Raw genomic sequence first — 12,215 nt, 5'->3', positions numbered from 1 at the left:
GGTGGTCTGTTCCGGTGATGAGGAAGAAGACCCCTGCATACCCACAGGCAGCGTCTGGCTGCTGGATTTTTCGGCATTATTGAATATGTATTTAGTACCATTGTCGGTAATAATGGTAAAGCCCCCGGAGCTGGAACCGGGCACCTGGAATTTGATATCCAGCTTCCGATCGGAAATATTCAGGTTGACGAACTCCTTTTTGATCTCGTCGTACATGAACTTGCCGCTATAGCCAGCGAAGTTGAAATAGAAGAGATCGGGTTCCAGGTCCATCTGGCCTTTTGCTGCCGCCGACCACTGCTCAAAGTGTGCTGCAGCATTAGGATCATCATCATAAAGCGGCCTGATACTCATGTAATAGGAAAGAGGTTTGGCTTTATTGATAAAACCGATGCTGGCGGTCTCATCGGCGATACCCCGGATCTCGCGGGACACTTCGCCGCCAGTCTGCAACAGCCAGCCCAGGCCAGCATTCGAGGCCATATCGCTGACCTTAACTCCACCACCTGCATGGTAAGACAGGCTTACGGGAAGCGAAATACCTTTGCCGGCAAGGGTATATACAGGCAAGTCTATCTGCGGTGTACCGGAGACCAGGCTGACAGGAAAGTCGACATACTTCATCATCTGCGAAGTCTCCGGTGATCCGTTGACCAGGCTGTTGAGTCCCTTTATATAGTTCGCCGAGGGTAGCTCTGTCGTTTGGGCATACAAGGAAGTACCCCAACCCATAAGGCAGGTAAACAATATTGGAATCTTCTTCATTATTTAAATGGTGTTGTTGATTTATTAGAATTAGTTTTCAATAGCAATGGTATCAATCTGATTGCAAGGTATATTTCAAGACCGCCAATTGTTGGCGGAGCCTAATGATCAAATTATAACTTTATTTCCCCCAGCCCAGCCTCAGCATAAACGGGGTTCTTAAATTACTTTGCTGCCACAGGAAATTATAACCGGCCATAAAGGTGCCGCTCCACTTACTGCTGATCCGGTAACGCTTCATGATGCCGAGATAAGCAGCCTCCTGCCCTCCGCCGAATGCCTGTTTCAGCGCATTGCCAGATGCTACAGCAGACTGCGGATCATTACTGTTTTCTTCCAGGTAAGCCCGGCCAACAGGGCGCAAAGCACGCTCGTATCCCGCCTGCAGGCTAAAGCCATACAATAGTTTCCAATCGGCATAAACACGGGCGCTGATGCCTTCATAACTCAGACGGATATGTTGCCAGTCCTGGCCCAGGCCGATGCTGGTCCCTATACCGATACCATAACTCAGGCTGGGCGTATGTTTGAAGGCTATACCGGCGCCCAGCTCTACCATTGCCGGCCGTAAGCCGTCGGGCGTGGCGCGCGTAGTCTGGAAGTTGTATTGTGTCTCGAGCCGCTGCCAGAAAGGTTTTCCGCGTTCCGGGTTTTTGCGGAAGCCGGGCTTCTCGATATGCTTTATTTTATCTTTTGTTGCGTTGGCTTTCTGTAGCCCTTTCCGGGCATCTCGAGCCAGGCTACCGGCTTCTTTTACTTTGTCGGTTACCTTGCCCAGTTGATTGCTGAAATCTTTTATCTGTCCTTGCATTGCCTGTTGCACGACTTGCAGGTTACCAAACTTTTCACTGAGCATTTGCTGTACCTGTCCCTTAGTTTGGTAACCCATTTTTTGCAAGTCGGCAGCTGATAAACCACTCCCCAAACCATTTTTATTATTGCCTATATAGCTTTCAAAACCCTCGATACCCTGCAGGTATTCCATCGCTTTTTCTTCGGCAGCATCGGGATCATCGGCCAGGCCACGCCAGGCTTTCATTTTTTCCTGGGCATAGTATACCTCTTTTTGTATCCCCTGTAAACCGGGTATACCAGCACCTGCAGCCATTTGCTCAAGGCTTTGCGTGCGCTGCCGGATCAGGTCTTTAACCTGTTGCTGGGCATTTAGCTTGCCTTGCAGTTCGGCTATCTTGCCGGCATATTCGCCAGCGGGCAGCTTTTGTACGCCGGGTATACCGGCACCCTGTAAACGGCTGCGCTGTTGTTGTATAAATTGCCCCATGCCTATCAGGCTATCAATGGTGGCATTACGCCGCTTAGCCATACGGGCCAGGGCGGTAGTGTCTTTGGATAAAACGGCAATCGAATCAAAGCTTATCGAGCGGTTCAGGTATTGCTTGTAGGCAACCGAATCTTTAGCAGCGAGCTTGGCCAGCATACGTGCTTCTTTTTGCTGCAGGCGGCCCAACAGGCGTTGCTGGATGCGATCTGCGCGTCTGATATATTTATTCAACTCAGTTGTTCTTTTTTCAAGATATAAGGATGCTTCGTTAATTCCATTTTCAGATTGAGCAGATGCTTCAACGACGAAAAAGGGAATAAAGAAAAGCAATACAAATATGAAAATTGAGCGTGGCAACAGTAGCTTTATTGATTTGGTAAATGTATCAGAGAGTATCTGTAAGGATACAGGTAAAAACCCCCGTTTGTATTAATTAACATCCGTTCATTTTTATTTAACCCGGAATTGTCTGGATGTGAGGAACGAAATACACCTACAGCAGTGCATAAGATTAAAGCAAAGTAAAAAACACAGAGTCCCAAAATAACCCAGCTTTTAATTTTCAAATCTCGATTCAAGTCTATAGTCTGACCAATCATGATAATTTCAATAATTTATTTTTTAATAACATTTAAGGAATTATTCTATATCAAATCATTATTTCATAAGGTTAGAAATAATAATATTTTTCATTAATAAACTACCTTTACAAAACCATTGAAACTAATCGGTCAGGCAAGGTCGTAACGGAGAAAAGCCACTATTCTGAAAATGCCGACATATTATCGAATCATAGTTTTTGGGATTTTGGTATAAAAAATTAGTGGGATTCTTTGCTAAAGGAATCCAACAAAATCAGGATACGTCGGTGAAGGTATTAGTGGAAATTATTACTGTCAAAAAAAAAGGATGAAATGAGAATTTTCACCACATAAATTTTACCAAATTCAAAAATTTCAGGTTTTTACCTTGTTTTCTAAAAAAATGACCTATGAAAAAACTAAACAACAAGCTTCCAAAGCTAGAATTGAAAAGTAAAAAAATCCTTGTTTTGACGCAAAACCAAATGGACATTATTAATGCCGGGGATGGAAATTCCGTTTTTACTAGACCTGTAAGTTGGGATTGTATTCCTCCTTACAATGCCCCACCTTTTCTTACACAGAAATATTGTAACGATTAAATCAAATTTCAAAAAATAAAATATTGGTCTTACCTTCGGCGGTTACATGCAATATCTCTTAATGTGAGATAATACATGTAACCGCCTATGAAAACATATAAAACACTTCTCACGCACCTCATATTTTGGATTGGATATGTAACAGTAGCCATTTTGGTTTATGGCTATGGTAAAGATGACTGGCTCAATACCTGTATTGACACAGTTGGCTCACATCTCATTTCAGCAGGTGTCTTTTATACTACTGCGCTTTTCATTTTTCCACATTTATTCTCAACACGGCGTTTCGTCCTTTTTACGCTGTCATTAATGGCTGTTCTTGTCGCAAGTATTGCTATTAGGCTTCTGATTCCATTGTATATCTACCCTGCAATCTTTGGGCGTAATGTACCTATGATCAGTACCAGTAATGATATGTTACTGCGTAGATTCTTCTTTCAATGGTTCACCTTTTCGTTATATGCTTTTTTCTATTGGCGGTCAACAGTAGATAAGAATAAAGCTAAACGAGAAAAGCTTGAACTGGAAAACGCGGCCTTAAGAGCTCAAATAAATCCCCACTATATCATGAACAGCCTGGACTTTTTCCGAATCAAAACATCGGAAACAGATCCCGAAGTTTCAGAAGGTCTTTTTTGGTTTATGAAGACTTTAAAGGCCGGCATTACCAGACCCGAAAAGGATGGAAAGATTAAGTTCAAAATTGAAATGGATGCAATTAAAGGCACTATCAATACCATGAAATTGAGATTTCCGGAACTACAATTAGGTCAAATAATTCACATAGTAAACCTAGAAGATATTCGCATACTACCTCATATTATCCAACCATTTATCGAGAATGCTTTTAAACACGGATCGTATACTGATGAAAATCATAACATCCATATTGGACTATATGCGAGTCCAGAAAAAATTGAATTGACAGTAAAAAATAAAAAAGAAGTAAGGATAAAAGATCATTCTACGGGAATAGGGATGTTGTACGTAAGAAGACATTTAGAAGCTGGTTACAATGGAAAGTATAATCTGATTATTAACGAAACGGAGGACTTTTATTCGGCGGATCTTACCGTTCAATTGAATTAAATATGGATCAAATGCTCTGTGTAATTGTCGATGACGAGGTAACTGCACTCAATTATCTTAAAAAAAACATTCTTCAAATTCCACAATTAAAGTTGATAGAAACTTTTAAAAACTCAGTTTCAGCTAAAGAATATTTATTAGAACATCCGGAAATTTACCTCGTTTTTTCCGACATTAACATGAGCGGTCTATCGGGTCTGGAACTAGCTAAGCTGATACCGAAAAAGAAGGTAGTATTCACAACAGGATATGAAGAATACGCCAGAGAATCCTGGCGACATATCAATGTGTTGGGTTATCTTTCAAAACCAATTTCGATGAAAGATATATCAGATATTGTAGAAAAAATATATCCAGTTTACATTGCAGAAAAGATCGCGCAAAGTCAAAAAAGTAGTACCCATTTCATTTATAGACTAGATGATAAAACCATAGAAATTCCTTTTGACAAAATACTTTTCATCGAATCTGTTAGAAATTTTTCTAAGTTTTACACGGACAACGAAACTTTTCTAGCACCTGTACCTTTAATTGAAATACAAAGAATTTTGCCATCAAATAACTTTGCGAGAGTAAGCAAATCAGCTATTGCCAATACCGCTAAAATAATTGGATTGAGCAGCGATAATAAATACTTGAAGTTAATAGGAGGATCAAAGTGCAAATGCAGCAAGATGTATATTCAAAGTTTGGATTTGTTATTATTCTAGGGATTCCATAAAAAGGAAAGACTAGTCTTTCCTTTTTATGGTCGGAAACTAAGGTATTATATTATTAATTTACTGATCAAATGCCCAGAGCATCATGGCGCTGTCCAGAGCAGCATCTTCAAGGACATAACGGAAACTCACGTAGGTAATTAAACTTGCGACGGCACCATAAGCATCAGCTCCGGCGCCAAGGATTGCGCGGATAAATTTCCTTAAAAATTCAGCTTCATTTTTTCCTGGATTTTTATTGATTGCTTCCATCCAAAAAAACATGGAGTGTCGGTATACTGATGTAAAATGTAAAAGCTGATCGGCCTCTGTCCTACTTATTTTAGTTTTCCCCGATAGAATATTGTCTTCTACAATCAGAATCTTCTTTTTGAAGGCACTATAATCTGCAGGGGATTTCATTTCTTTTGCCGCTAAGAAAATTTCATTGATAATTTTGGCTAACGTCCTTGAGCATCCGAGCTTTTCTGTCAGATCTTTAATCTCCAGGTTCTTGATTTGCTGATTTTGCTTATGACGTTGTAGAAGCGCTTTAAGAGGTTCTCCTCCATACCTGTTTTTAAAGAATTCTCCAACAAACTTTTGCTTCATTTCGGAAGAAAAACCGCCATTTTGAGAAAGCTTTCGATAAATAAATGTCAGTGCCTGATTATGGATGATCCCAATTGAATCAGCCGGATTTTTGGAATTAAATGGCTTTTCAATTTGGGTTTTAACCGTGGCCATTTTTAAAGATGAAGCTGGCTGTTCCTGGTGGGGTGGGGTGCCTTCTTTACTGCAGCCTACAGTAAACAAAAGCAATGCTAAACTTAAAATTTGAATTTTCATTTTTTGATGGTTTTAATTTTTTCAGTCAAAATTGAAAATTGAAATAAAGTTCTTGTGATACTGGTTTAGTAGCTATCCAATTTTTCAGTCTATTTAACGCGATTACGAAAATCACTGGTCTCCTGTCTGAAATTTATCATGATAGCCTCCGGCTGCTGTTTTCTCGCTGGAAAATGAAGAAATATATCGAGGTAGGTTGTCTGACCATCCGGGCTCAAAATCTTAATTCCTCCCTGATTGTTTTTTCCTTTTAGATGAACAAGTTTGCCATAGGCAACTACTTCTATCTCATCCTCACTCCCATTGCCTATTTCGAATTTTCCTGTATTAAAAAAGACAGCCCAATTCTTATGCCTCTGCTTAGCTTCGTCGTCGCCTATATAATTCGTCAAAAAGGACTGCTGCTCTGCAAAAGCAATTCTATTCATGAACTCGCTGCCTTTATGTTGCTGGGCCAGTGATATCATTTCTGAAAACCATTTTTTAGCGGCTTTTATATTTTCGGGGTTTAAAGAAAAATCAGAGCTTTTAGACCATCCTGCGAGATTATAAGGAACCGTGGCTGTGAAACTTTTTTCCTTATTTTTACTGCTATCCCATATAATGGAATCCGGGCTATATTTACCATTTTTCCATCGTGATTCTTTTACGGAAGCATTTCCGATCTTTCCTCCAGGGCCTACTTCCCAGGAAATCTCTTGCTCACCGCTGCCTAATATGGTATGATTGGCCAAAAATGTAATGCTTCCCTCCTGCTTCTCCACCGTCAAAAATGGAATATCATTAATCTTAACCCGGTATGGTCCTTTCCCATCGATGGTAACATAATAGTTTGCGCCTTCTTTGGGGGACGTAAGGTTATCAAATACTTTTTGTCCAAAACTGTTAGTGCTAAAAAGCATCAAAATGAACAAAGCTTTATACTGAAATTTTACTCCTTTAAGGAGTCTTTTCTCTATTTTATTCATAATTAGTTTAAAAATCATATTCCACCAAAACTATGCCACCCTAATTGAAGAGCAGATATTTATCCAGCCATCAAAAAAATGTTGCTTTCGGCAACAAAGCTGCGAATTACATACTTGGTTCTATGATAATTTACAGATAGCTAGTCTTTTTTTGTTGATTTATAAATTGTATTTTTATTTAACTAATATATAGCGATAAGAAAATGGAAAAAATCAAATTAATCACAGATGCCATTGCTTTTATAAAGAGAGTATTTTTCCGGGAAAGAGCTTTTCAGCGTGCTCTCGATATTCAAGCGGATCAAAACCTTGCCAACCATAATTCCAGATACTTTGAAGAAGGCCACGAAGTGGACTTTTTTATTAGGCGTAGTAGAAGTGAATTCGGATATGCTCTTCGCCCCGGCCAATACAAGGCTATTGTGAATTTTAAGAAAAAGCATCAACTGACCCGGTGGGAAATCTCTGCAGCCCTGAAAACAAGTCTTTTGAAGTTTAATGGGAAGCGACCAACCATAGCGCTGCAATCACATGGCCTTGGTATGGGAATGTTGATCGCTGGAATATTGGCTACAATTGCTGCTGTACTCTGGTATAGTTACTGCAAATACACCTTGTTATCCTCTATTGAGGAAACCTTTTATCCTTCCACAGTTTATAGCCTCATGCAGATGGTTTTTGTAGCACTTTTGTTTTATTTATTCTGGACTGTATTACGTTATTATGTTGAAGGTTTTGTTATTAGATCTGAGTTTCGGAAAAGAAAAATCTTAAAATGAAAAGGTAAATAGCAAAATGTTATGACTGGTTTTCTTGATACATAATCACGGCCATCAAATCAAAATGCCCTGGGCAAACGCGTAAAAAATCCGGAATACCAACGCTCCGCTGCCTTATAAAAAGGCTCTGAATGAATTATGGCATCGCACCAGATAACATACCTGCTGTAGTGTTCCTGGAATCTTATCGAACCGGTATTAGCAATAATAAAATCATGGATCATTCTTTTAATCTCCTGGATAATGGTAATGGTAAACACCTTTGGACCAATGGCAACCTTTCTTCGCAATAAAACCATAATGGCACGCTCCAAAACATACTGTGTGCCGCCGTGGTCTTCTTTTTCGTAAAAGCGGATCGCTTTAAAAGAGGCAGAGATCAGGTCTTCATAACTGCCGCTTTGCATAAGATCAAAAACACGGAACATGTAAAGGTCTGAAAGGATATCCTTTCTTACTATTTTAGGAGATAGCTGCATCAGGCTATTCCAGAGCCGATCTGCCTGCTTGCTACTTCCCAAAGCCATATGGGCGTTCATCAAATTTCCTTTCACGATCTGGAGATGATCGGCAGGAAGAATATTCTCATGTAGTACAAGCTCTTTTTCTACCCAATAGATGGCTTTTCGAAGTTTGCGCTCCTGCCCTTTAAAAAGGTAGGCTTTGATTTCATAAGTCGATCTGTAAACAAAAAGCAGGGATTTCAGTTTTGCAGATTGCCGCAGATCGTGATCGTTGAAGTAAGTTTCAGCTGCTCTTATACCATAAACAGTCTCATCAAAAAGGCCAAGGCATATTGCGGAAGTTATATGTTGTAGCAATCCCAACAGGTAATCATCGGGCAGGATGCTATGATCTTTACCGAGCATCAGCTTTTTACTATGCTCAAATGCTTTTAAGGGTTCAATGGCCATCCAGTAGAATACGGATAGCACAGAGTTTCGATAGTATAGAGCCTTTGCGCTAAGGCACGAGTTTTCTGCCGGAAGCTGGTCGGAGAATAATATTTGAGCAGTCAATTGTTCTTTAAGGTCTCCTTTTATATAACCGTGTTTTCTTTTTAGCAACATAACCTCACAGTAGAGTCCTTCGAGTCCTTTTAACTGGGCATATTGCCCCAGTACTTTCCGCTCCTCTTCAATGATCTCAGAGGTAGGTCTCGATACTTCGTCCAATGTGATATTGAGTCGTTTTTCCCATTCCAGAATCTGTAGCAAATGACCAAATTTTTCAAAATCGGCGGCTAAGTTATATGCCTTATTCAGGATCAGCGATGCCTGATCCGGCAGGTTGTGGCCAGAGAGGAGCTCTATATCAACAAGCATGTTCTGGAGGGTAATATCTACGGAAGAATTGTCGTGCAATGACCGCAGACTTTTGAGGATATTGGCGTAAAGAAGCCTTTTGGCCGATACCAATGCCCTTTCGGAAGAATCTGCAAAACTTTTTGGGATTTGACTTTTGCCCGTTTCCTGTATGCTGTATAACTGTAGAAATAGAGCTTCGCCGTTCAGCGCCTGGTCTCTTTTAAAAAAGTTATGAAAATGGCGTTTTTCGCCTATTGTGAGGGAATTTATGAGCAACGGGAGGTCATCTTTTTTACGGTACATAGCCTGGTCACTTTAATGGAAGGTAAGCCAATTTCTCTTAACAATGGCATATTTCAGGGTTGACAATCGAAAAAACTTCTTTTGAACCATGAAAATATTAGTGTTTGTTTTGTGCATGACAATGCCGGGCGCCCTGCCCGGACTTTTTAACCAATTTAATCTTCATTTGTCATGACCAGCAAAATTCCACTCTTTCTATTATTTTTAATACTTACCGCAACTTCCGGTATTTCACAAACTACAAACCAAACGCCTGCTTTTATCCGTAATATAGGCCAGGTAACCGACCAATATGGAAAGGCTCGAAACGATATCGATTATAAGCTGCAGGCAGCGCCAGGCCTAAATGTGTTTCTTGGCACTGGAGCTATACATTATCAATGGTACAGCCCTGATAAAGCAGACACCTATGAACCTTCAGAATCCAGGTCGCTTACGATGTGCCGTATGGATATTATTTTGATTGGTGCAAATATGGATGCGTTTGTTACCAGAAAGGAAATTCTCCACACCAAAGGTTGGGCACGCTATTACCTGCCCTCGGTAGCGACCAGTGGAAATATGGCCGGCACAGTTACAGAGGTTACGTACCATAATATCTATCCTTTTATTGATTGGACGGTATACATCAATAAAGATGGGAAAATGGAACATGACTTTACCATACATCCTGGTGGTAAAGTCAGTGATATCCGGCTCCGCTATGACGGTGCAATTTCCCTTGCACTAAGAGCTGACGGCAGTATAGAGGCAGAAACGCCTTATGGAACAATAAAGGAAGCAGCGCCCATAGCCTATAAAAAGGCTACGGGAGAAAATATTGCATGCTGGTATAACTTAAGAGGCGAAGAACTTACCTATGGTACCGGAGACTGTAAGGGAGCTTTGGTAATTGATCCAATAGTGAGCTGGAGTACTTATTTCGGGGGAACAGATTATGATGATATAGCAGCTTTGGCTCATGGCAGCGATGGCAGTTTTTTTATTGCCGGCAGTACCGGTAGCGCTTCCAATATTGCGACAACGGGAGCATTTCAGGTTACCATTGGAGGCGGCAATGGGCTTACAGGAGCCGATGCCTTTCTTTCAAAATTTTCGGAAGATGGCACCTGTCTGTGGAGTACCTATTTTGGTGGTGCTGGAACTGACCTGGGCAGAGGTATTGCAATAGATACTTCGGGTAATGTTTACTTATCGGGTAGAACCAATAGCCCTACGGGTATTGCTACTACCGGCTCCTATCAGGCGGTCAAAGCTGGTACACCGAGCGGTTATGATTGTTTCCTGGTAAAATTTGATAGTGCCGGCCAGCGTGTATGGGGCACCTATTTTGGGGGTAATGGCCAGGATGGCTCCCTACAGGTCTCCGTTTCCTGCGACAAGGCTAATGGTGTATATTTTTTAGGCAATACAGCCAGTATGGAGCAAATTGCAACACCAGGGAGTTACCAGCCTACATTCAGCGGAAGCCAGGATGCCTTTTTAGCAAAATTTTCTACCGACGGCAGTCTTGCTTGGTCCACTTACTTTGGTGGTACCGGGCTTGACGTCTTTCAATCCGCAGAGTGTGATGAGGTGGGCAACGTTGTGTTGGCAGGATATAGCTCCAGCCCAGGTTTGGCGAGTCCAGGCTCTTATCAGCCCATACACGGAGGCGCAGAGGATGCCTTACTGGTTAAATTTAATGGAGAAGGCCAGCTCCAATGGGCGACTTACCTGGGTGGGGCAGATCAAGATCGAGCTCTTTCGCTAAAAACAAAAGATCATGCCATCTATATTGGTGGAGCAACCAGCAGTACAACTGGCATCGCAAGTGCCGGAGCCTATCAAGCCAGCCTTGCAGACCCAAGTGGAGACGGATTTTTAGCAAGGTTCAATACTGCGGGTGAGCGTATATGGAGTACCTATTACGGCGGTTTACAAAGTGATGTTATCTCCGGTATTAGTGCAGCAGAAGATGGAAAAATATATGTCGGTGGAACGACAGCCAGCAGTACCGGTATTGCAACTCCCAATAGCATGGATACCAGCCTTACCGGTATTTATAATTGCATAGTGAGCTGCTTTGATACAGCAGGCGGAATACATTGGGGTTCCTATTTTGGAACCCTGTCAGATGAAGGAACGGCTTTGTCAGCTCATGGAAACAAGATTGTGCTTGCCGGAAAGACGCTAAGCAGTACGGGTATCGGTACGCCGGGGGGGCATCAAACTATGATCGGCGGTGATCAGGATGGATTTTTGGTCCAAATAAATACCTGCATAACTCCTGCCGCCATTGATACAGTTAGGGGTAGCCGTAATATCTGCGCCGGTGATACACTTATACTTAGGGCACTACCGGTTGGCGGTTCAGGAAACTATTTGTGGATACTTCCAGCAGGATGGACACAAATTAGCAGCGGCGATACCCTTATTGCCATTGTCGGAACCAGCTCTGCAGCGGTTACGGTTTTGCCAGTTAGTGAATGCAGCGCTGGAGATACAGTAACCATTCCAATTACTGTTACTCCAGCTCCGTTCCCAGTCATCAGCCGTAACGGAAACATTCTGGCCACTACTCAAGCCTTCCCCTCCTACCAATGGAACCTGAACGGGATGGCGATACCCGGAGCAGTAAATCCTACGCATATAGCTGCTGTAAATGGCAGCTATACCGTAACGGTAACAAATGCCAGTGGTTGTGCTGGAATTTCACCAGCGGTAATAGTATCCGACCTTACAGCCTTGCATGATCCTAAAGAAGGCATTACGTTGCCAATTTACCCCAATCCTGCAGATAAAATAGTCTACCTGAAACTGCCTTACAAAGCAGAATTGCAGATCTATGATAAACTTGGACGGCTTATCCATAAACGACACGTGGCCGCCGGAACACAATCCCTGAATTTGGAAACACTTGCAGCTGGCATGTATCTGATCAATGCACTTGATGAAAAAGGTAATTTGATTGGAAGCTGCAAGCTGGTTAAAGAATAAATAACTCTCGTGG

At 41.7% G+C, this 12,215-nt stretch carries 9 protein-coding genes; 5 read left to right on the top strand and 4 right to left on the bottom strand.

Going from position 1 to position 12,215, the window contains the following annotated elements:
* Window positions 1-886: 886 nt before the first annotated feature.
* Entirely contained in the window at window positions 887-2,404 is a 1,518-nt protein-coding gene (locus A9970_RS02070; RefSeq protein WP_182981102.1) for a hypothetical protein, read from the bottom strand.
* 634 nt (window positions 2,405-3,038) lie between these two features.
* On the opposite strand from A9970_RS02070, the gene A9970_RS02065 reads away from it, so the two are divergent.
* The 3 genes from A9970_RS02065 to A9970_RS02055 all read left to right on the top strand — a co-directional run bounded on the left by A9970_RS02065 (window position 3,039) and on the right by A9970_RS02055 (window position 5,029).
* The gene (locus A9970_RS02065; RefSeq protein ID WP_182981101.1) at window positions 3,039-3,230 is read left to right on the top strand and encodes a hypothetical protein; all 192 of its coding nucleotides are present in this window, start codon (window positions 3,039-3,041) and stop codon (window positions 3,228-3,230) included.
* An 87-nt stretch (window positions 3,231-3,317) separates the two neighbouring features.
* Window positions 3,318-4,319, top strand: a complete 1,002-nt coding sequence (locus tag A9970_RS02060) for a histidine kinase (RefSeq protein WP_182981100.1) — start codon at window positions 3,318-3,320, stop codon at window positions 4,317-4,319.
* A gap of 2 nt (window positions 4,320-4,321) precedes the next feature.
* Window positions 4,322-5,029, top strand: coding sequence for a LytTR family DNA-binding domain-containing protein (locus tag A9970_RS02055; protein WP_182981099.1), 708 nt, complete (start codon window positions 4,322-4,324; stop codon window positions 5,027-5,029).
* 69 nt (window positions 5,030-5,098) lie between these two features.
* On the opposite strand, the gene A9970_RS02050 is transcribed toward A9970_RS02055, so the two are convergent.
* Window positions 5,099-5,866: a hypothetical protein gene (locus tag A9970_RS02050; protein ID WP_182981098.1), complete on the bottom strand. Its 768-nt coding sequence runs from the start codon at window positions 5,864-5,866 to the stop codon at window positions 5,099-5,101.
* 89 nt (window positions 5,867-5,955) lie between these two features.
* Window positions 5,956-6,834 (bottom strand): hypothetical protein, encoded by an 879-nt coding sequence (locus A9970_RS02045; protein WP_182981097.1) that lies wholly within the window; start codon window positions 6,832-6,834, stop codon window positions 5,956-5,958.
* A 203-nt stretch (window positions 6,835-7,037) separates the two neighbouring features.
* On the opposite strand from A9970_RS02045, the gene A9970_RS02040 reads away from it, so the two are divergent.
* Entirely contained in the window at window positions 7,038-7,613 is a 576-nt protein-coding gene (locus tag A9970_RS02040) for a hypothetical protein (protein WP_182981096.1), read from the top strand.
* A gap of 59 nt (window positions 7,614-7,672) precedes the next feature.
* Here A9970_RS02040 and A9970_RS02035 read toward each other — a convergent pair whose 3' ends face one another.
* Entirely contained in the window at window positions 7,673-9,223 is a 1,551-nt protein-coding gene (locus A9970_RS02035; RefSeq protein ID WP_182981095.1) for a hypothetical protein, read from the bottom strand.
* 171 nt (window positions 9,224-9,394) lie between these two features.
* Here A9970_RS02035 and A9970_RS02030 point away from each other — a divergent pair, with 171 nt between their 5' ends.
* Window positions 9,395-12,202 carry a T9SS type A sorting domain-containing protein gene (locus A9970_RS02030; RefSeq protein WP_182981094.1) on the top strand — a complete coding sequence of 936 codons (2,808 nt, stop codon included), beginning with the start codon at window positions 9,395-9,397 and terminating at the stop codon, window positions 12,200-12,202.
* Window positions 12,203-12,215: the final 13 nt, after the last annotated feature.

Origin of the sequence: Sphingobacterium sp. UME9 (assembly GCF_014170215.1) — a bacterium.
Lineage (GTDB): Bacteria > Bacteroidota > Bacteroidia > Sphingobacteriales > Sphingobacteriaceae > Sphingobacterium > Sphingobacterium paramultivorum.
This window is presented reverse-complemented; position numbering and strand designations above follow the sequence as displayed.

What these genes read in the sequence shown, in the direction of transcription:
- A9970_RS02065 (WP_182981101.1), top strand. Translation starts at nt 3,039, where the DNA reads ATGAAAAAACTAAACAACAAGCTTCCAAAGCTAGAATTGAAAAGTAAA.
- A9970_RS02050 (WP_182981098.1), bottom strand. Translation starts at nt 5,866, where the DNA reads ATGAAAATTCAAATTTTAAGTTTAGCATTGCTTTTGTTTACTGTAGGC.
- A9970_RS02035 (WP_182981095.1), bottom strand. Translation starts at nt 9,223, where the DNA reads ATGTACCGTAAAAAAGATGACCTCCCGTTGCTCATAAATTCCCTCACA.
- A9970_RS02030 (WP_182981094.1), top strand. Translation starts at nt 9,395, where the DNA reads ATGACCAGCAAAATTCCACTCTTTCTATTATTTTTAATACTTACCGCA.
- A9970_RS02055 (WP_182981099.1), top strand. Translation starts at nt 4,322, where the DNA reads ATGGATCAAATGCTCTGTGTAATTGTCGATGACGAGGTAACTGCACTC.
- A9970_RS02040 (WP_182981096.1), top strand. Translation starts at nt 7,038, where the DNA reads ATGGAAAAAATCAAATTAATCACAGATGCCATTGCTTTTATAAAGAGA.
- A9970_RS02060 (WP_182981100.1), top strand. Translation starts at nt 3,318, where the DNA reads ATGAAAACATATAAAACACTTCTCACGCACCTCATATTTTGGATTGGA.
- A9970_RS02045 (WP_182981097.1), bottom strand. Translation starts at nt 6,834, where the DNA reads ATGAATAAAATAGAGAAAAGACTCCTTAAAGGAGTAAAATTTCAGTAT.